Below are 18,739 nucleotides of genomic sequence, written 5' to 3'. Positions count from 1 at the left end.
GTCAGCAGTAGGCGAAAGGTGGGGTTTGCCCTACCGGGCTAGGACAGGGTGTCCGGCTCCGGTTCGGATTCGTGCGCCTGCACCCGGTACGCCCAGCCGTCCTCGGTGAGGCCGAGTTCGTACCGCGTCTCGATTTTCGGTCCGCCGTGCAGGTGGATGTGCCGCACGACGGTGCCCGGAACCGGTTCCTCGTCGGCGAGTTCCTGCACCCGGCCGTCGAGCGGGCCGCCGAAGAAGCGGACGCTGCGGTCGGACATCGGGTTCTCCTCGCTCGGCATCAGTCCATGGTAGGCGAGGGACCCGCGTCGGGGCTGCCGTCAGTTCGAGTGAGGGGTTTCAGCGGCCGAGGTAGGTCAGCACCGCGCGAACCCGGCGATGTTCCTCGGAACTGGCCTCGAGACCGAGCTTCGAGAAGATGTTGCCGATGTGCTTTTCGACCGCTCCGTGCGACACGACCAGCGAGTTCGCGATGGCGTTGTTCGACAGTCCCTGCGCCATCAGGCCGAGCACCTCGGACTCACGCGCGGTGAGCGCATCGAGCGGGTTGCGGCGGCCGCGAGCCATCAATTGGGCGATGACGTCGGGGTCGATGGCGGTGCCGCCGTCCGCGACGCGACGGACCGCGTCCAGGAACTCGTCCACGTCGGCGACGCGCTCTTTCAGCAGGTAACCGACGCCTCCGGCACCACCGGACAGCAGCTCGACCGCGTAGCTTTCCTCGACGTACTGAGACAGCACGAGCACCGGCAGGCCGGCGATCTCCTTGCGAGCCGCCAACGCCGCGCGCAAGCCCTCGTCGGTGAACGTCGGCGGCATCCGGACGTCGACAATCGCCAGGTCAGGACGGTGTTCGGTGATCGCGCCGAGCAGATCGTCGCCGTTGTCGACCGCGGCGACGGTCTCGATGCCCTCGTCGGCGAGCAACCGGGTGACCCCGGCCCGAAGCAACACGGCGTCTTCCGCGATCACTACTCGCATCAAGGCCCCCAGGTCCGTGAGTGAAAAGCTCCCGGAGGCTATTCACTCACGGACGGGTCACCATTGACACGGCAGGTCCGCCCTGATGACCGTCGGCCCGCCGACTGGGCTCACGACGGTGATCACGCCGTCGATGGTCGCTGCTCGGTCGGCCAGCCCGGCGAGCCCGCCGCCGGGGCGTACTTCGGCGCCGCCGTGGCCGTTGTCGGTGATTTCGGTGATGACGTGCGTGTCCGAGCGCCACACCTTCACCATCGCCTCGGTCGCACCGGAGTGCTTGGCGATGTTGGTGAGGGTCTCGCCGACGATGAAGTACGCGGTGGTCTCGACCGCGGCCGGCGGGCGGGGCTCGACGTCGACGTGCACGTCCACCGGGATCGGCGACTTCGCGGCCTGTGCGGACAAAGCCGCGTCGAGACCGCGGTCGCCCAGCACGGCGGGGTAGATGCCGCGGGCGAGGTCGCGCAGTTCCGAAACGGCGAGCTTGGCGTCCGAATGGGCCTCGTCGATCAGGTCGCGCACCGCGTTCGGGTCGTTGTCGAACTTCGACTTCGCCCGGCCGAGGCTCATCGCGACCGCCACGAGCCGCTGCTGAGCGCCGTCGTGCAGGTCGCGCTCGATCCGGCGGCGTTCGGCCTCCGCGGCGTCCACGCCCCGAGCTCGCGACGCCTGCAGGTGCTCGGCCTTCTTCTCCAGCTTCTTCGTGCGGTTCGGGCCCAGCAGCGACAGCGCCAGGTTGCCGTGCAGCCAGCCCAGCCACGGCGTCACCCAGATCGCCATCGGCAGCAGCACGATCGACGCGAGCGCGATCGGCAGCTCGACGATCGACAGCGGGAACGCGGCCAGGAGATAAGCCAGGTCGCGCCAGGTCGTCGGGTCGGACAGCCGGGTGAGCCAGCGGCGGGTCATCGGCTGCCCTTCCAGCGGCAGCCGCTCGACCGGGCCCAGCGGGGTGCCGAGCATCCGGCGGGCCCAGCGCCGTTCGAGGTCGCCGGACCAGCGGATGAAGCCGGTGACGGCCAGCAGGATCGGGAAGCCGACCCAGATGATCAGCGTCGCCGTGCCGACGGTCGCGCCGACCACGATCAGGATGAACTGCAGCAGGCGCAGCACGAACGTCGGGATCATGTACCCGATCGTGCGAGCCGGATGCGGACGAGGGTGCTCCGGAGGCGGGTCTTGCGCAGTCATCCGGCCACCGTGATCCCGTCGATCTCGTTCCAGGAGCGCTCCATGCGCCGCCGCTGGGCGACCGTGGGCCGCAGGAACCCGGCCGCGAACGCGGCGTGCAGGGCCGCGAGCCCCTTGGTGAGGGCCACGGCGATCGCGGCGAACAGCACCCCCAGCGCCGCCCAAGGCAGCGCGGCCACCGTCGAGTCGACGACGAACCACTGCACATCGTAGCTCGGGAAGGCGTAGACCCCGTCCGGAAGGAAGCGGTAGTAGATCGGCAGCGCGACCAGGCCGAGACTGACCGCCCACACCGTCACGACCAGCACGAACTCCACCAGGCCGAGCGGGAAGAGCAGGAAGAGGTAGGACAGGTCGCGCCAGGTCGCCGGGTCCTTCAGCCGGGTCAGCCAGCGCTGCTTCTGCCCCGACGGCGGCAACGGCAGATACGGATCGTCGATGTACACGTCGAGCAGCGCGAACACCCGCCCCCGCTCGACCCGCCCCGCGGTCCGCGCGAACAAGACCAGCAGCGCGAGCAGCGGAACGCCGAGCCACACGACGATCGTCCCCAGCCCGGCCGACCCCAGCGTCACGATCAGCGTGAACGAGAGGATCCCGATAGGCAGGTTGAGCAGGAGATACGCCAGCGCCCCGCCCAACGGCGGAGTGCGGCGCCCAAAACTGCGACCGGCGGGCACGGTGACCATGGCGGGGCTCCCTCACTGCGGAAACTGACCTGCTCAGCATGGCCGGGCCGGCACCGGGCAACCAGGGGGCGAGCGGGCATCTTCGAGGTGGGGACAGCCCTACCCCGTGCCGGAATTATCGGGTTGCCGGGCGGGTTATGATGGTGAGGTTACAAGCACCTACAAGGGGGTGAACGGTTTCGACTCTGGACGTTGAATCAAGGGAAGCGTGCCGGTGCAGGCGAGAGACCACCGTAAGCGTCATCGCAACCTAATAAGCGCCAAGGCCAATAGCCAGCGCGACTTCGCTCTCGCTGCCTGATCGCAGTAGAGCAAGTCTGTCGGCCCGGGGTCGCCTCCGACCCGGTCGCCGGCATCAGCTAGGAGGCTTACCGCCGGTCCCGGCCACGGGGCCCGGTAGGGAAGCAAACAGTGGCTGGGCTCGTCACTTCAGCTTGTTCGCGTGACTGAAGGGGCCAAGCAGAGACATAGCGGACTGCGCACGGAGAAGCCTTGAGGAGGCGCTAGAGGACCCGGGTTCAATTCCCGGCACCTCCACTCGATTCGCGGGAGAGCCCTGCCAACGCTTGCGCGTTGGCCAGGGCTCTTCTTCGTATCCGTCTTTGGGGGTCGGACCCCCAAACCCCCGCCAGGGGGCTGCGCCCCCTGGACCCCCATCGTGGTGGTTGCGTTCCGTGGGCTGGGTGCGTTGGCCGATGGCATCAAGGAAGCGGTTGCCGAGGCGGAACGGGTGTTCGGTCCTGGCCCCCAGCATCGCGGGAAGCCTTCTGTGGCACCGGCTGCCCTGCGACCGGATCTCGTTTTGGGCGGGTGCCGCCGATGTGTGTGGTTAGGGTTGCGGCTGTTGCGGCGACGGCTTCGGCTAGGTCGGGGAAGGTCTCTTCGCAAGGGCCCTCGTCTGGGCAGAGGTGGCGCAGTGTCACGCTGATCGCGGCCATCGGCCTGGAGCCGTGGTCGAACACTGGGGCGGCGACAGAGGCGAAGCCTGCTGTCACGTGACCGTCTTCTACTGACCAGCCGAGGCGGCGTTCGGTCGCCAAGGTGCGGCGTAGTGCGGCCAGCGAATTGGGGCCGCGTGGAGTGCGCAGGACGAACGACGTGGCGGCCGGGAACAGGGCGCGGACGTGGGCGGCTGGCAGGTGTTGCAGCATCGCGCGGCCGGACGCGGTCAGGTGTGCGGGCAGTCGTACGCCGACGTCGGTGACGAGGGTTTCCGGGCGGGCTGGGCGTTCCTTGATCAGGTACAGCGATTCGTTGCCGTGCAGGACGCCCAAATGCGCGGTGTGGCCGATGCGGTCGACGAGTTTGCGCAGCAGCGGTCCGGCCAAGCGCTCCAGCGGGTCGTGGCGCAGGTAGGCCGAGCCGAGTTCGAAGGCGGCGATGCCGAGGCCGTAGCGGCGTTCGGCGGGCAGATGGGTGACGAAACCGGCCGCGGTCAGTTCGTTGAGCAGGTGATACGTCGTCGACCGAGGCAACTCCAGGTCGCGCGCGATGGCCGCGGCCGAGACCGGGCCCGCGTGGCCGGCGAGCAGGCGCAGCACGGAGAGGCCGTTGCGCAGGGCGGGAACGTCGGAACTGCTCACTGGGCCTCCTCCGGAAGTGGTGCGAGGGGACCCCTCGCACTGCCCGAACGGAGTATGAGGGGTCCCTTCGCGCCGGTGGTCGAGGCTCTCGCCACGTGTTGTCTTGAATACCAGACACTACCGCGAACTCCGCTCTGTCGCGCGGGCCCGCCGGGAGGTGCAATGGCGGCATGCCGGAACCAGTCCTCCTGAGCTCGAAGCCGATGACCGCGGCGCAGGTTGTCGACATCGTCCGTGGGCACGCGCACGTCGGGCTCGCCGAGACGGTCGAGAAGAACCTCGCCGCCACCCGCCAGCACATCGAAGACCTCGCCGACGCCACGTCGCCGACCTATGGGGTCTCGACCGGGTTCGGCGCGCTCGCCACGCGCCACATTCCCGTCGAGAGCCGGACCGCGCTGCAGCGCAGCCTGATCCGCTCGCACGCCGCGGGCGCCGGGCCCGCGGTGGAGCCGGAGGTGGTGCGCGCCCTGATGCTGCTGCGCCTGCGCACGCTGGCCAGCGGTTACACCGGCGTGCGGCCGCAGACGGCGCAAACGCTTGCGGCGCTGCTCAACGCGGACATCACGCCGGTCGTGCACGAGTACGGTTCGCTCGGCTGCTCCGGCGACCTCGCGCCGCTGGCCGCGGTCGCGCTCGCGTTGATGGGCGAGGGCGAGGTGTTCCACGCAGGCGAGCGGAAGCCCGCCGCGGATGCGTTGCGGGCGGCCGGGATCACGCCGCTCGTGCTGGCCGAGAAAGAGGGCCTCGCGCTCACCAACGGCACCGACGGCATGCTCGGCATGCTGCTGCTCGCCGCCGCCGACCTGCACCGGCTGCTGGACGTCGCCGACCTCACCGCGGCGATGAGCGTCGAGGCGCTGCTGGGCACCGATCGCGCGTTCGCCGCCGATCTGCAGGCGCTGCGTCCGCATCCCGGCCAGGCGACCAGCGCGGCGCGGATGTTCGCGGCGTTGCAGGGGTCGAAGATCGTGGAGAGCCACCGCGGCCCGGACTGCAACCGCGTGCAGGACGCGTACTCGCTGCGGTGCGCCCCGCAGGTGCACGGCGCCGCGCGGGACACGCTGACGCACGCGGAACTGGTCGCGGAGCGGGAACTCTGGTCCGCGGTGGACAACCCGGTGGTGCTGGCCGACGGCCGGGTGGAGTCGAACGGCAACTTCCACGGCGCGCCGGTCGCGTACGTGCTCGACTTCCTCGCGGTGCCGGTGGCGGACGTGGCGAGCATCGCCGAACGCCGCACCGACCGGATGCTCGACCAGGCGCGTTCGCACGGGCTGCCGCCGTTCCTCGCGCACGACCCCGGCGTCGACTCCGGGCACATGATCGCGCAGTACACGCAGGCCGCCGTGGTCAGCGAGCTGAAGCGGCTCGCGGTGCCCGCCTCGGTCGACTCGATCCCGAGCAGCGCGATGCAGGAGGACCACGTGTCCATGGGCTGGTCCGCCGCGCGCAAGCTGCGCAAGGCGGTCGACGGCCTGACCACGGTGCTCGCCGTCGAACTGCTCACCGCTGCCCGCGCGCTCGATTTCCGCGCGCCGCTGCAGCCCTCGCCGGTCACCGGACGCGTCCGGGACCTGCTGCGCACCAAGGTCGAGGGTCCTGGCCCCGACCGTCACCTGGCGCCCGAGATCGCGGCCGCCGAAGAACTCGTGCGGTCGGGCGCTGTCCTGGCCGCGGCCGAACTGGAGGCCTGAGCATGACTAGCACCGCCCGTACCGTCCGCGCCGCCCGCGGCACCTCGCTGACCGCGAAGAACTGGCAGACCGAGGCCGCGCTGCGGATGTTCCACAACAACCTCGACCCCGAGGTCGCCGAACGGCCCGAGGACCTGGTCGTCTACGGCGGCACCGGCCGCGCCGCGCGCAACTGGGCGAGCTTCGACGCGATCACCCGCGAGCTGACCGCGCTGGAGCAGGACGAGACGCTGCTGGTCCAGTCCGGCAAGCCGGTCGGCGTGTTCCGCACGCACGAATGGGCGCCGCGGGTGCTGATCGCGAACTCGAACCTGGTGGGCGACTGGGCGACCTGGCCGGAGTTCCGCAGGCTCGAGCAGCAGGGCCTCACCATGTACGGGCAGATGACCGCCGGTTCGTGGATTTACATTGGCACGCAAGGCATCCTGCAGGGCACCTACGAGACGTTCGCCGCGGTCGCGAAGAAGCGGTTCGGCGGAACGCTGCGCGGCACGCTCACCGTCACCGCCGGGCTCGGCGGCATGGGCGGCGCGCAGCCGCTCGCGGTCACGATGAACGACGGCGTGGCGTTGTGCATCGAGGTCGACGCCCAGCGCGCGCACCGCCGCGTCGAGCACCGCTACCTCGACGAGGTGGCCGACGACCTGGACGACGCGATCCGGCGGGTCACCGCGGCGAAGAAGGAGCGGCGTCCGCTGTCGGTCGGCGTGGTCGGCAACGCCGCCGAGGTGCTGCCGGAGCTGCTGCGCCGCGACGTCGAGGTGGACATCGTCACCGACCAGACGTCGGCACACGACCCGCTGTCCTACCTGCCCAAGGGCATCAGCGTGGACGACTGGCAGGACTACGCGGCCAAGAAGCCGGACGAGTTCACCGACCGGGCGCGCGAGTCGATGGCCGAGCACGTCGACGCGATGCTCGGGTTCCTCGACCGCGGTGCCGAGGTCTTCGACTACGGCAACTCCCTGCGCGGCGAGGCGAAACTCGGCGGCTGCGCGCGCGCGTTCGACTTCCCGGGCTTCGTGCCCGCCTACATCCGGCCGCTGTTCTGCGAGGGCAACGGGCCGTTCCGCTGGGCCGCGCTTTCCGGCGACCCGGAGGACATCGCCGCGACCGACCGCGCGATGCTCGAACTGTTCCCGGAGAACGAATCGCTGGCTCGCTGGATCAAGATGGCCGGCGAGCGAGTGGCGTTCCAGGGCCTGCCCGCCCGGATCTGCTGGCTCGGCTACGGCGAACGGCACCTGGCCGGCCTGCGCTTCAACGAGATGGTGGCCAGCGGCGAGCTGAAGGCCCCGGTCGTGATCGGCCGCGACCACCTCGACTCGGGCAGCGTCGCCTCGCCGTACCGCGAGACCGAGGGCATGGCCGACGGCTCCGACGCGATCGCCGACTGGCCGCTGCTCAACGCGCTGGTCAACACCTCGTCCGGGGCGAGCTGGGTGTCCATCCACCACGGCGGCGGGGTCGGCATGGGCCGGTCCATCCACGCCGGGCAGGTGAGCGTCGCGGACGGCACGCCGCTGGCGGCGCAGAAGCTGGAGCGGGTGCTCACGAACGACCCGGGCATGGGCGTCATCCGGCACGTCGACGCCGGATACGACCGCGCGGCCGAGGTCGCCGACGAGCGTGGCGTGCGGGTGCCGATGCGGGAGCAGGCGTGACCGCATCCGGGTTGCTCGGCGAGATCGCCGACGTCGGGCGCGACGCCCGGCGCGGCGGTTACTCGCGACACGCGTTCGATGCGCCGGAGCACGACCTGCGCACGTGGTTCGTCGAGCGGGCGCAGCAGTTGGGCCTCGACGTCGAGACCGATCGCAACGGCAACCTGTGGGCGTGGTGGGGCGCTCCTGGTGCGGACGCGGTCGTCACCGGCAGTCATCTGGACTCGGTGCCGGGCGGCGGCGCGTTCGACGGGCCGCTCGGCGTGGTGAGTGCGCTGGCGGCGGTGGAAGCGTTGCAGGCCAAGGGGTTCCGTCCGGCCAAGCCGTTCGCGGTGGTGGTCTTCGCCGAAGAGGAGGGCGGGCGCTTCGGCGTGCCGTGTCTCGGTTCGCGGCTGCTCACCGGGACGATCGACGCGGACCGGGCGCGGGCGCTGCGGGATCCGTCCGGCGTCACGTTCGCGGAGGCCGCGGCGAAGTCCGGGCTGGACGTGGACCGGGTCGGCGCGGATCCGGACCGGCTCGGAATGATCGGGCAGTTCCTGGAACTGCACGTCGAACAGGGCAGGGGACTGATCGACCTCGGGTCGCCGGTAGCGGTCGGCAACACGGTGATCGCGCACGGCCGGTGGCGATTCTCCTTTGCCGGGCAGGGAAACCACGCGGGTGCGACATTGCTCGCGGACCGGGTCGACCCGATGCTTCCCGCCGCCGAGACCGTGGTCGCGGTGCGGCGGCTGGCGCGGAAGACGTCGGACGCGCGGGCGACTGTGGGACGGCTGGTACCCACGCCGGGCGGGACGAACGTGATCGCGTCCACTGTGGACATGTGGTTGGACGCACGCGTTCCGGGCACTGCGACGCCGGTGCTGGTCGAGGAGATCACTCAGGCGGCGCGGGCCGCTGCCGAGGCGGAAGGGTGCGAGCTGGCGGTCACGCGCGAGTCGTACTCCGACGACGTGGTGTTCGACCAGGCGCTGCGGCGGTCGCTGGGGGAGTGGCTGGGCAATCCGCCCGAGCTGCCCACCGGCGCCGGGCACGACGCGGCGATCCTGTCGGGATTCGTGCCGTCCGGGATGCTGTACGTCCGCAATCCGACCGGGATCAGCCACGCGCCCGAGGAATTCGCTGAGGCGGACGACGTCGAGGCCGGTGCGCGGGCGCTCGCCGAGGTGCTGGAGCGGCTCGCGAGATGACCACGTACTGGTGCGAACGGGCCTGGCTGCCCGACGGGGTCGCGGAAGCGGTCCGGATCGAGATCGCCGACGGCCGGATCGTTTCGGTGACCGCCAATGCGGAGAAGACCGGAACCATCCTTAACGGACTGACGCTCCCCGGGTTCGCCAACGGGCATTCGCACGCGTTCCACCGCGCGTTGCGGGGCCGGACGCACCACGAGCGGGGCACGTTCTGGACGTGGCGGGAGCGGATGTACTCGCTCGCCGCCCGGCTCGATCCGGATTCGTACTACCGGCTCGCTCGGGGCGTCTACGCCGAGATGGTGCTGGCGGGGTACACGAGCGTCGCCGAGTTCCACTATCTGCACCACGGTCCGGGCGGCAAGCCGTACGCGTCGCCCAACGCGATGGGTGACGCGTTGCGGCAGGCCGCGCGGGACGCCGGGATCCGGATGACCCTGCTCGACACCTGCTACCTCGCGGGCGGCATCGGCGTGCCGCCGGACGAGGTGCAGCAGCGATTTTCGGACGGTTCCGCCGAGAAGTGGGCGGAACGCGTTGCGCTGCTGAAGGAAGACGACCTGTTCCGTGTCGGCGGGGCGATCCACTCGGTGCGTGCGGTGCCGGAGTACGAGCTGCCGAAGGTGGACAACGCGGTGCCGAAGGACCGGCCGTTGCACATCCACCTGTCCGAACAGCGTGCGGAGAACGAGCAGTGCGAGGCCGCGTATCGCTGGACGCCCACCGGGTTGCTCTGGGATTACGGCGTGCTCGGCGAACGGCTCACCGCGGTGCATGCGACGCATCTGACCGAGCAGGACATCAAGTGGCTGGGTGATTCCCGAAGCGGCGCGTGCTTCTGCCCGACCACCGAACGGGATCTCGGCGACGGCATCGGCCCGGCCCGGAGCCTGCTGGACGCGGGCGCGCGGCTCGGCATCGGGAGCGACAGCAACGCGGTGGTCGACGCGTTCGAGGAGACCCGGGCGCTGGAGCTGGACGACCGCCTCGCCAGCGAGGAGCGCGGCCGGTTCACCGCGGAAGAGCTGCTCGCCGCTGGTACCGAGCACATCTCCGCGGGCTGGCCGGAGACCGGCACTCTCGCGGCTGGCGCTGGAGCGGACCTGGTCACGGTCGCGACGGACACGGTGCGCACGGCCGGGATCGAACCGTCCGGCGTGCTGTTCGCCGCCGCGGCCGCGGACGTCCGTACTGTGGTGGTGGCCGGGCGGGAAGTGGTGCGCGACGGTGCGCATGTGCTGATCGAACGACCGGAAACCTTACTGGCCAAGGAGATCGAGGCGCTGTGGCAGTTCTGATCACCGGAATCGGCGAGCTCACCACGAACGACCCGGAACTGGGCAAGCTCCGCGACGCCGCGCTGGTGCTCGACGGCGAGAGTGTCGCGTGGGCGGGTCCGGCTGCGCAGGCGCCGGACGCCGACGAACGCGTTGACGTCGAGGGCCGTGCCGTGCTGCCTGGGTGGGTCGACAGCCACACGCATCTCGTGTTCGCGGGCGACCGCACCGCCGAGTTCGAGGCGCGGATGGCCGGACAGGCTTATGCGGCAGGCGGAATCGCGGTCACTGTCGATGCGACGCGGGCGGCTTCGGACGAGCAGCTGGCGGCGAATCTGCGTCGACATGTCGAGGAAGCGGCTGCGCAGGGCACGACCTGCCTGGAGACGAAGACGGGATACGGCCTCACCGTCGCCGACGAGGCACGGTCGGCGCGGATCGCGGGCGAGGTCGCGGACGAGGTGACCTTCCTGGGAGCGCATCTCGTGCCGCCGGGCGCCGACGCGGAGTCCTATGTGGACTTGGTCTGCGGCGAAATGCTGGACGCGGTCGCGCCGCACGTGCGGTGGGCCGATGTGTTCTGCGAGACCGGTGCGTTCGACGAGGCGCAGTCGGCGCGCGTGCTCAAAGCGGCGGCGGAGCGCGGGCTTGGGCTGAGGGTGCACGGCAATCAGCTCGGCGAGGGGCCGGGCGTGCGGCTGGCGGTGGAGCTGGACGCGGCGAGTGTCGACCACTGCACGTACCTGAGCGATGCCGATGTCGAGGCGCTCGCGTCGTCCAACACGGTCGCGACGATCCTGCCCGCGTGCGATCTGTCCACCAGGCAAGCGCTGGCACCGGCGCGTCGACTGCTCGACGCCGGCGCGACGGTCGCGTTGGCCAGCAACGCCAATCCCGGCAGCTCGTACACCACGTCGGTGGCGTTCTGCGTGACGACGGCCGTGCTTCAGCTGCGGATGACCGTCGACGAGGCGGTGTGGTCGGCGACCGCCGGCGGGGCGCGGGCACTTCGCCGCGACGACGTCGGCTACTTGCGTCCGGGTGCGCGGGCGGATGTGCACGTACTCGACGCGCCGTCCACTACGCATCTCGCTTATCGGCCCGGGGTCCCGTTGACCCACTCGGTGTGGCGGAAAGGGGCAAGGGTGCGTTAATCGGTGGCGACGGCGTCCGCGGCTGCGCTAACGTGAAAGGGAACAGGACGCGCGAAAGACCATTGTCCGGTATGGGTTAGGCCGGACGACTCATTCGCTCTGTTTCCGAGCGCCCGGCTAGGCGGGCCGAGCCCAGTGCGTCCCTCTCGAACCAGAACGTTGGTACGGAAGGGACTTCGCTGATGGCGAATAACGTGAACAACGCGGACAACACTGTGCTCGTGATCGGGGCCGGGCTCGGCGGGCTGTGTCTCGCGCAAGGCCTGCGCAAAGCCGGGATCCCGTGCGAGGTCTACGAACGCGATTCCGCGCTGGACGCGCGTCGGCAGGGGTATCGGCTGCACATCGATTCGCGCGGCGACCAGGCGTTGCGGGAAGTTCTGCCGCCGCAGCTGCACGAGTTGTTCCTCGCTACCTCGGGTCAGCCGCGCAACGCCACCACGATCTACGACAGCCAGCTGACGCCACGCACCGAGTTCGTGCTGGACGACGGCGAGGTCCAGCGCAACGTCAACCGGTTCACCCTGCGGCAGATTCTGTTCGAGGGCCTCGACAACGTCCATTTCGGCAAAGAGTTCGTCCGGTACGAGAAGCACGACAACGGCGTGATCGCGCACTTCGCCGACGGCACCCAGGCGCGCGGCGCGGTTCTCGTCGGCGCGGACGGGGTGAATTCGCCGGTGCGCCGCCAATATCTCCCGCACGCGCGGGTCGTCGACACCGGATTGCGCCAGCTGTACGCGAAGATCCCGCTCACCGAGGCGACCCGGGAACTGTTCGACCCGGAGATGTTCGCCGTGTTCAGCATCGTTTCCGGGCCGCACAAGCAGATGATCGGGTTCGCGCCGGTCGACTACCCGGAGCCGATCGCCGACGCTTGCGCGCGGCTCGCGCCGCAGGTCCGGCTCAGCCCGGACGAGCCGTACATGACCTGCGCTTTCGGTGCGCGCCAGGAAGTCTTCGGGCGGACGGACGACGAACTCCGCGCGCTGTCCGCGGACGAGATGCAGAAGCTCGTGCTCGACCGGGTCGCGGACTGGAACCCGCGCGTCCGCCGGATGGTCGAAAGCTGGCTTCCGGACTCGCCGTTCCTCGTTTCGATCCGGACCAGCGTGCCGATCGGGCCGTGGGAGCCGTCGCGGGTGTGTCTGGTCGGCGACGCGATCCACGCGATGAGCCCGGCCGCCGGGGCGGGCGCCAACACTGCGATGCGCGACGGTGCTGCGCTCGCTGCCGCGTTGAGCAGCGGCTCGGCGGATGCGATCGGGGAATACGAGGCGGAAATGCGCCGGTATGGCTTCGCCGCGGTCCGGGAGTCCGCCGCGAACGGGGCGCAGCATCTGGGGCAGAACCCATTGCCGGAAATGTCTTCGGCGTCCTTTTCCTGACCGGGTGCGGGGGCAGAGTTCCTGCCCCCGCGCCCAGCCCCGCGCGCAGTCCGGAAGCTCAAGGGCGACCATGAAAAAGGACCAGCAGGTAACCGGCGGAAAACCGGCGGCGTCGGCAAGATCTCGTTCATTCAGAGTTCAACTACTGGCCACCCGCTGAGGGATCTGGAGACCCCGCCCGCGTAGGTACCGTCACTCCCGCAGGACACTCCGGACTGGAGAGCGGGCATGGACTTTTCTCTCATCGTCCTGGTGGTGATCGTCGCGGCGCTGGCCTTCGACTTCACCAACGGGTTCCACGACACGGCCAACGCGATGGCCACCTCGATCGCCACCGGTGCGCTGAAGCCCCGGGTCGCGGTCGCGATCTCGGCGGTGCTGAATCTCGTCGGCGCGTTCCTTTCGATCGAGGTCGCGAAAACCATTTCCGGCGGGATCGTCGACGACACCAAAGTCACGCCGGTGGTGATTTTCGCCGGATTGGTCGGGGCCATCGTCTGGAATCTCGTGACGTGGCTGGTCGGGCTGCCGTCGAGTTCGTCGCACGCGTTGTTCGGCGGGCTGATCGGGGCGACCTGGATCGCGTCCGGCGCGGACGCGGTGCACTTCGCGAAGGTCGTCGAAAAGGTGCTGATCCCGGCGATCGCGTCACCGGTGGTGGCGGGAATCGTCGCGATCGTCGGCACTTTCCTCGTTTACCGGATCACCGCCAAGGCGCGGCAGGACGTGGTCGGCAAGGGGTTCAAGACCGGTCAGGTGCTTTCGGCGAGCCTGGTGTCGCTCGCGCACGGCACCAACGACGCGCAGAAGACGATGGGCGTCATCACCCTCGCGCTGATCGCGGGCGGTTCGCTCGCGCCGGGGTCGAACCCGCCGGTGTGGGTCATCCTCGCCTCCGGCGCGGCGATCGCGCTCGGCACCTACTTCGGCGGCTGGCGGATCATCCAGACGATGGGCAAGAAGCTCACCGAAATCCAGACGCCGCAAGGCTTTGCCGCCGAGACGAGTTCCGCGGCGGTCATCCTGGCCTCGTCGCACCTCGGCTTCGCGCTGTCGACCACGCACGTCACCTCGGGCGGCATCATCGGCTCCGGGCTCGGCCGGAAACTCGCCGAGGTCCGCTGGGGCGTCGCGGGCAAGATGGTGATCGCCTGGGCGCTCACGCTGCCCGCCGCCGCGATCGTCGGGGCCGTCGCCGCCGCGGTCTCCACCCGGGGCAGCTGGGGAACCGTCCTCGTCGGCGGCGTCGGAGTGCTGCTCGCACTGGGCATCTGGCTCGCGTCGCGGCGCAACCCGGTCACGCCGGCCACCGTCAACAACGAGCCGGAGGCCGCCGAGGCCGCCCCGGTCGCGGCCTGAGGGAGCACGACATGGCGATCAACTGGGGTGCCCTGGGCATCGTTTTCGTGGTGGCGCTGGCCGCGGCGGTTGTGCTGACCGGGCTGTTCGCGTACGGCGTACGCGGCCTCTCTGAGCGGGTGACGGCGCGGGCGCACGGCGGCAGTGGCACGGTTCAGCTGACCGGCGCGGTGGTGTGTTTCGCGGTTTGTGCGGCGGTGATCGGGTACGGGATCTATCTGATCGTGGCTTAGGCGAGTGCCGCCTCGGCGCGGGTTCGCAGTTCTTCCGGAAGTTCGTCGAGCAGCGGCCGGACCGTCGCTCGGCGGGCTTCGTTCAGGTGGGCCAGGACGTCCAGCGCCGGGGCCCACAGCGACTCGTCCGCCGCGGCGGTGCGGACCAGTGCGGGCAAGCGGTCCTCGCCGACCAGGCTGAGTACATGGTCGATCCGGCTCCGGTCGTCCAGGACGTACGCGGTGTGCAGGAGACCGGCATCGTCCAGCAGGCCTACGCAGCGGCTGACCGTGTCGTCCGGCAGGTGGCCGACGAACCGGCCCAGCGTGATCCAGTCTTCGCGGCGGGTCAGTTCCTCGGCGACCGCCACGACGGTCGTCACCGGGATCCGGGTGATGATCGAAGTGGCCCGCCGCGGGTCCAGTTCCGCCGCGACCGAGGCGAGGAACTTCGGCGACAGCCGTTTCGCGACGTCGACGCCGCGTGACACGTCGACCAGTCCGGCGATCCGCGCGCACAGCAGCGGGCCGAACACCTTCTCCGCGATCTTCGCGGTCACCCCGGCCGGCAGCAGCTTGCTCGCCAGCGCCATCCGCTCCAGCACGACGAGGTTCGCGTCGAACAGCGTGGTCGTCATCTGCTCGCGCAGCAGCCGCACCTCGCCCTGGTCGACGTCGGCGAGGTAGTCGAGCCGGGCGGGGTCGACGTCGAGGACCCGGGCGAGTTTGAGGATTTCCGGGTTCACAGGCCGACCGCTTTCCGCACCGCGCCGCGCAGCAGCGCGGGCACGTACTTCAGGCTTTCCTCACCCGCGCGGGCGAGCGCCTGCGCCTGCCGGTGCCGGGCGTCCCGCAAGGCCGCCGACAGATCCTGTTTGTGCTGCTCAGGCAGGGATTCGATGCCGTCCGGCAAGGGAGCGCCGAGCTGCTCGGCCAGGGTGCGTTCAGCCATGGTGACCCATCATGCCTCACGATCTCGACCTTGACTTTCGGCAGTGGTGACGAATCGGGCGGCCCTTGTAGCGTCAGCGGAATGAAGGAGGCGACGCGAGTCCGCTGGCGCGTGACGTTCGACGTGCTGCTCTGGGCCGCGTTGTGCGGGTTCGTCGTGCTCGACGGCCCGCTCGACCCGAACGTCTGGGAACTCGTCTACGGCCTGGTGTCGGTCACCCTGGCGATGGCCACCGCCCGCGTCTACCCGGCGTTCGCGCTGGCGGTGGCGATGGCGACGGCGCTCGTCATCGCGTTCGGCTGGGGCGGCCGGGTGGCGGTGTGGGAGTTCTTCCTGATCGTCGTGATCTCGTACCTGGCCGGGCTGCGACTGGCCAGGGCACGCGTGGCGATGATCTGCTTCTTCGCCATCGCGGTGGCCGGGATCCCGCTGGCTTTCTTGCCGACGGCGGGCTTCGACGCGTGGGGCGCGGTGCTCGGCACGCTCGCGTTCGCCGGGGTCGCGCCGTGTCTGCTCGGCCGGCACGTGCGGCTGCGGCGCGAGCTCGCGCAGGACGGGTGGCGGCGCGCGGAGGAGATGGAGAGCAGGCACCGGCTGGTCGCGCAGGAGGCCCGGCTGCGGGAGCGGGCCCGGATCGCGAGCGACATGCACGATTCGCTTGGCCACGAGCTGAGCCTGATCGCGGTGCGCGCGGCGGCTCTGGAGGTCGACAGCGAGCTCGGCGAAGAGCAACGCGAAGCCGCCGGACAGCTTCGGGCGGGCGCGGCGACGGCGACGGAACGGCTGCGCGAGATCATCGGCGTGCTGCGCGAGGACGCCGCGCCGATCGAGCCGGTGCAGGGCGATCTGGGGGAGCTGATCGACCGCGCGCGGGCGTCCGGGATCGAGATCGGCGCGCGGATCGACAAGCTGGACGGCGCACCGCCGATGGTCGCGCGCGCGGTCTACCGCGTGGTGCAGGAAGGGCTCACGAACGCGGCGAAGTACGCGCCCGGCGCGGCTGTCACGGTGGTCGTGACCAGCAACAATGAGTCGACCGACGTCCGGGTCCGGAACGCGCCGCCGCCCGCCGGACCGTTGCCCGGCCGGTCCGGGCAGCGGGGGTTGATCGGCCTGCAAGAGCGGGTGCGGCTGGTCGGCGGGAGCCTGACCGCGGGCCCGGCGGACGGCGGGTTCGAGGTGGCGGCCCGTCTGCCGCACGATTCGGCACCCGCGCCGGAGCAGGACGACGACGGGATCGGACAGGCCGCGCGCGAGCTGGAACGCGCCCGTCGCGCCGTGCGGTCGAGCCTGGTGCAGGCGATCGTGGTGCCGCTGGCGCTGTTCGGAGTGGTCATCGGCGGGGCGGGCGTGACCTTCCTGGTGCAGTGGTCGTCGTCGGAGCTGCCGCCGGACTCGTACGCGCGGATCCAGATCGGCATGCCGCATTCGGCCGTCGAACCGCTGCTGCCCGCCCGCCAGCGCACGACGCTGCCGTCGATCAATGTGCCGCCGCAGCCTTACCGGAGCACCTGCGAGTACTACGGAGCCGGCCGGAGCTGGCTCAACTTCAACTATGCCGTCTATCGACTGTGCTTTGTGGACGATCGAGTGGCGAGCAAGGATCTTTACAGTGAGGACGAACCGTGATTCGCGTACTGCTGGCCGACGACGAAGCGATGATCCGCGCCGGCGTGGCCGCGATTCTCGCCTCGGACAAGGAAATCGAGGTGGTGGCCGAGGCCGCGGACGGACGCGCGGCGGTCGAACTGGCGCGTGCGAACCGGCCGGACGTCGCGCTGCTCGACATTCGCATGCCCGGGCTTGACGGGCTGGCCGCGGCGGAGGAAATCCGCAAACTGCTGCCGGACACCGGCGTTCTCATGCTGACGACGTTCGGGGAGGACGAGTACATCGAACGCGCGCTCGGCCTCGGTGCGAGCGGATTCCTGCTCAAGGCGGGCGATCCGCGCGAACTGCTCGCCGGGGTGCACGCGGTGGCCGACGGCGCGGCGTTCCTTTCGCCGAAGGTCGCGCACCGGGTGATCACGCGCTTGTCCGGCAGCCGGTTCAGCCGGGCCGCGACCGCGCGCGAGCGGGTGAGCGTCTTGACGAACCGCGAGCGGGAGGTGCTGGTGCTGCTCGCCGAAGGACTGTCCAATGCGGACATCGCGGCGCGGATGTTCGTGGTGGAGGGCACGGTGAAGGCGCACGTGAGCACGATCCTGACCCGGTTGGACGTGCGGAACCGGGTGCAGGCCGCGATCACGGCGTTCGAGGCTGGACTGGTGTGAGCCTCGGCGGTTGCCAGCGGCTGATGCTGGCTCCGACCCGGGTGGTGACCGCTGCGGGCAGCAGCCGGGTGAAAGCCGCTCGCAGCGCGACCGCCGCCGGGTTGCGGAGGAGCGGACCGCTGGCACCGGCCTGGATCGACGCCTTCGCGACCTTCTGCGTGCGCGGGCGGCGTTCCGCGTCATAACGGCGGAGCGCTTCGTCCACTGTGGACTTCTGGACGTGCGAGGCCAGCACTACCGCGTCCTCCAACGCCTGGCAGCCGCCCTGCCCGAGGAACGGCGGCATCGCGTGCGCGGCGTCTCCGAGGAGCGCGATACGGCCCCGGGTGTAGCTGGGCAGCGGCGTCGCGAGGTGATGCGTGTCGTGCAGCAGGATTTCCGGCGTGGCGTCGATGAGCTGCGGAATCGGGTCGTGCCAGCGGGCGTACTTCGCGCTCAGGTACGCGCGGATGTCGTCGTGCCGGATCCCGGCCGGGCGAGCTTCGGAAACCCACCAGTAGACCTCGTCGTCCAGCAACGGCAGGACGCCGATTTCGATTCCCGCCGCCCACGTCGTGCTCAACGTGGGTTTCAGCGGCAGCTTGGCGATCCCGCGGAACGCCGCGCCACCGCTGTACTCCACGCGTGCGGCCGGGAAGAGCGCCTGCCGGATCGGGCTGTTGATCCCGTCGGCCGCCACGACCAGGTCCGCCTCGATCGAGCCGGAATCGTGGTGCACCACGCCGTTCTGCTCGACGCTCGTCACCTCGACCCCGGTCTTGAGGCATTCGCCCGGCAGCGCCGACCGCAGCGCTTCGATCAGATTCGCCCGGTGGATCGCGCCCAGCGGCAGCCCGTGACTGCGCACGAAGAGGTCCGCGTCCCAACTCGCCAGCCGACGTCCGCGCCAGTCGACCAAGCCACCGCCGCGCTGCGCCGAGATCCGCGGCTCGACGCCCAGTTCGGCCAGCGCCCGCTGCGCGTTGGGCCACAACGAGATTCCCGCGCCGATGGCGGTCAGCGCCGGGGCCCGTTCGAGCACCGTGACCTCCCAGCCGACCCGGCGCAATCCGATCGCCGCGGCCAGTCCGCCGATGCCGCCCCCGACCACGACCGCGCGGTGCGAAGCCATGCCGACCTCCTCTAC

At 70.3% G+C, this 18,739-nt stretch carries 18 protein-coding genes and 1 other RNA gene; 11 read left to right on the top strand and 8 right to left on the bottom strand.

What is annotated here, in order from left to right:
• Window positions 1-38: 38 nt before the first annotated feature.
• The 4 genes from EIZ44_RS31630 to EIZ44_RS31615 all read right to left on the bottom strand — a co-directional run bounded on the left by EIZ44_RS31630 (window position 39) and on the right by EIZ44_RS31615 (window position 2,858).
• Window positions 39-257: a DUF8847 domain-containing protein gene (locus EIZ44_RS31630; protein ID WP_037818298.1), complete on the bottom strand. Its 219-nt coding sequence runs from the start codon at window positions 255-257 to the stop codon at window positions 39-41.
• 79 nt (window positions 258-336) lie between these two features.
• Window positions 337-978, bottom strand: a complete 642-nt coding sequence (locus tag EIZ44_RS31625; protein ID WP_037818299.1) for a response regulator transcription factor — start codon at window positions 976-978, stop codon at window positions 337-339.
• A gap of 57 nt (window positions 979-1,035) precedes the next feature.
• Entirely contained in the window at window positions 1,036-2,169 is a 1,134-nt protein-coding gene (locus tag EIZ44_RS31620) for a sensor histidine kinase (RefSeq protein WP_037818300.1), read from the bottom strand.
• The gene (locus tag EIZ44_RS31615; RefSeq protein ID WP_037818301.1) at window positions 2,166-2,858 is read right to left on the bottom strand and encodes a sensor domain-containing protein; all 693 of its coding nucleotides are present in this window, start codon (window positions 2,856-2,858) and stop codon (window positions 2,166-2,168) included. The genes EIZ44_RS31620 and EIZ44_RS31615 overlap by 4 nt, the downstream gene beginning before the upstream one ends.
• Before the next feature lie 165 nt (window positions 2,859-3,023).
• Between EIZ44_RS31615 and ssrA the strand changes: the two genes are divergently transcribed.
• Window positions 3,024-3,398, top strand: a transfer-messenger RNA (tmRNA) gene (ssrA, locus tag EIZ44_RS31610).
• Window positions 3,399-3,559: 161 nt separating this feature from the next.
• Here the strand turns inward: ssrA and EIZ44_RS31605 are convergent.
• Window positions 3,560-4,441, bottom strand: coding sequence for an IclR family transcriptional regulator (locus EIZ44_RS31605; protein ID WP_240691468.1), 882 nt, complete (start codon window positions 4,439-4,441; stop codon window positions 3,560-3,562).
• A 170-nt stretch (window positions 4,442-4,611) separates the two neighbouring features.
• Between EIZ44_RS31605 and hutH the strand changes: the two genes are divergently transcribed.
• The 8 genes from hutH (at window position 4,612) to EIZ44_RS31565 (ending at window position 14,409) form a co-directional block, all read left to right on the top strand.
• A complete protein-coding gene (hutH, locus tag EIZ44_RS31600; protein ID WP_037818304.1) occupies window positions 4,612-6,138 on the top strand; it encodes a histidine ammonia-lyase in 1,527 nt (508 codons plus the stop codon).
• 2 nt (window positions 6,139-6,140) lie between these two features.
• Window positions 6,141-7,802, top strand: a complete 1,662-nt coding sequence (gene hutU, locus EIZ44_RS31595) for a urocanate hydratase (protein WP_134732804.1) — start codon at window positions 6,141-6,143, stop codon at window positions 7,800-7,802.
• The gene (locus EIZ44_RS31590) at window positions 7,799-8,995 is read left to right on the top strand and encodes an allantoate amidohydrolase (protein ID WP_134732803.1); all 1,197 of its coding nucleotides are present in this window, start codon (window positions 7,799-7,801) and stop codon (window positions 8,993-8,995) included. The genes hutU and EIZ44_RS31590 overlap by 4 nt, the downstream gene beginning before the upstream one ends.
• Window positions 8,992-10,296 (top strand): formimidoylglutamate deiminase, encoded by a 1,305-nt coding sequence (locus EIZ44_RS31585; RefSeq protein WP_134732802.1) that lies wholly within the window; start codon window positions 8,992-8,994, stop codon window positions 10,294-10,296. Before EIZ44_RS31590 ends, EIZ44_RS31585 begins: the two co-directional genes overlap by 4 nt.
• Window positions 10,284-11,429 carry an imidazolonepropionase gene (gene hutI / locus EIZ44_RS31580; protein WP_134732801.1) on the top strand — a complete coding sequence of 382 codons (1,146 nt, stop codon included), beginning with the start codon at window positions 10,284-10,286 and terminating at the stop codon, window positions 11,427-11,429. Before EIZ44_RS31585 ends, hutI begins: the two co-directional genes overlap by 13 nt.
• A 182-nt stretch (window positions 11,430-11,611) precedes the next feature.
• On the top strand, window positions 11,612-12,817 hold the full coding sequence (locus tag EIZ44_RS31575; protein ID WP_134732800.1) for an FAD-dependent oxidoreductase: 1,206 nt from the start codon (window positions 11,612-11,614) through the stop codon (window positions 12,815-12,817).
• A gap of 228 nt (window positions 12,818-13,045) precedes the next feature.
• A complete protein-coding gene (locus tag EIZ44_RS31570; RefSeq protein WP_134663391.1) occupies window positions 13,046-14,176 on the top strand; it encodes an inorganic phosphate transporter in 1,131 nt (376 codons plus the stop codon).
• Window positions 14,177-14,187: 11 nt separating this feature from the next.
• Window positions 14,188-14,409 (top strand): hypothetical protein, encoded by a 222-nt coding sequence (locus EIZ44_RS31565; protein ID WP_134663390.1) that lies wholly within the window; start codon window positions 14,188-14,190, stop codon window positions 14,407-14,409.
• Here the strand turns inward: EIZ44_RS31565 and EIZ44_RS31560 are convergent.
• Window positions 14,406-15,134, bottom strand: coding sequence for a hypothetical protein (locus EIZ44_RS31560; RefSeq protein WP_134663389.1), 729 nt, complete (start codon window positions 15,132-15,134; stop codon window positions 14,406-14,408). The two genes, EIZ44_RS31565 and EIZ44_RS31560, sit on opposite strands and share 4 nt — an antisense overlap.
• Entirely contained in the window at window positions 15,131-15,340 is a 210-nt protein-coding gene (locus EIZ44_RS44915; protein WP_037818312.1) for a hypothetical protein, read from the bottom strand. The genes EIZ44_RS31560 and EIZ44_RS44915 overlap by 4 nt, the downstream gene beginning before the upstream one ends.
• An 81-nt stretch (window positions 15,341-15,421) precedes the next feature.
• Between EIZ44_RS44915 and EIZ44_RS31555 the strand changes: the two genes are divergently transcribed.
• Both EIZ44_RS31555 and EIZ44_RS31550 read left to right on the top strand, forming a co-directional pair.
• Complete coding sequence (locus EIZ44_RS31555) at window positions 15,422-16,969, top strand: sensor histidine kinase (protein ID WP_167754334.1); 1,548 nt, start codon at window positions 15,422-15,424, stop codon at window positions 16,967-16,969.
• A complete protein-coding gene (locus EIZ44_RS31550) occupies window positions 16,966-17,613 on the top strand; it encodes a response regulator (RefSeq protein WP_037818314.1) in 648 nt (215 codons plus the stop codon). Before EIZ44_RS31555 ends, EIZ44_RS31550 begins: the two co-directional genes overlap by 4 nt.
• On the opposite strand, the gene EIZ44_RS31545 is transcribed toward EIZ44_RS31550, so the two are convergent.
• Entirely contained in the window at window positions 17,585-18,724 is a 1,140-nt protein-coding gene (locus tag EIZ44_RS31545; protein ID WP_134732799.1) for an FAD-dependent monooxygenase, read from the bottom strand. The two genes, EIZ44_RS31550 and EIZ44_RS31545, sit on opposite strands and share 29 nt — an antisense overlap.
• Between the last annotated feature and the right edge of the window lie 15 nt (window positions 18,725-18,739).

The sequence above is a fragment of the Amycolatopsis nivea genome (genome assembly GCF_004522235.1).
Taxonomy (GTDB): domain Bacteria; phylum Actinomycetota; class Actinomycetes; order Mycobacteriales; family Pseudonocardiaceae; genus Amycolatopsis; species Amycolatopsis nivea.
Note: the sequence above shows the minus strand (reverse complement) of the source record. Positions and strands in the feature narration are given on the sequence as shown.

Coding starts and splice junctions, on each gene's coding strand:
- EIZ44_RS31625 (WP_037818299.1), bottom strand. CDS start 978: ATGCGAGTAGTGATCGCGGAAGACGCCGTGTTGCTTCGGGCCGGGGTC.
- EIZ44_RS31630 (WP_037818298.1), bottom strand. CDS start 257: ATGTCCGACCGCAGCGTCCGCTTCTTCGGCGGCCCGCTCGACGGCCGG.
- EIZ44_RS31620 (WP_037818300.1), bottom strand. CDS start 2,169: ATGACTGCGCAAGACCCGCCTCCGGAGCACCCTCGTCCGCATCCGGCT.
- EIZ44_RS44915 (WP_037818312.1), bottom strand. CDS start 15,340: ATGGCTGAACGCACCCTGGCCGAGCAGCTCGGCGCTCCCTTGCCGGAC.
- hutU (WP_134732804.1), top strand. CDS start 6,141: ATGACTAGCACCGCCCGTACCGTCCGCGCCGCCCGCGGCACCTCGCTG.
- EIZ44_RS31555 (WP_167754334.1), top strand. CDS start 15,422: ATGAAGGAGGCGACGCGAGTCCGCTGGCGCGTGACGTTCGACGTGCTG.
- EIZ44_RS31575 (WP_134732800.1), top strand. CDS start 11,612: ATGGCGAATAACGTGAACAACGCGGACAACACTGTGCTCGTGATCGGG.
- hutH (WP_037818304.1), top strand. CDS start 4,612: ATGCCGGAACCAGTCCTCCTGAGCTCGAAGCCGATGACCGCGGCGCAG.
- EIZ44_RS31545 (WP_134732799.1), bottom strand. CDS start 18,724: ATGGCTTCGCACCGCGCGGTCGTGGTCGGGGGCGGCATCGGCGGACTG.
- EIZ44_RS31585 (WP_134732802.1), top strand. CDS start 8,992: ATGACCACGTACTGGTGCGAACGGGCCTGGCTGCCCGACGGGGTCGCG.
- EIZ44_RS31570 (WP_134663391.1), top strand. CDS start 13,046: ATGGACTTTTCTCTCATCGTCCTGGTGGTGATCGTCGCGGCGCTGGCC.
- EIZ44_RS31565 (WP_134663390.1), top strand. CDS start 14,188: ATGGCGATCAACTGGGGTGCCCTGGGCATCGTTTTCGTGGTGGCGCTG.
- EIZ44_RS31615 (WP_037818301.1), bottom strand. CDS start 2,858: ATGGTCACCGTGCCCGCCGGTCGCAGTTTTGGGCGCCGCACTCCGCCG.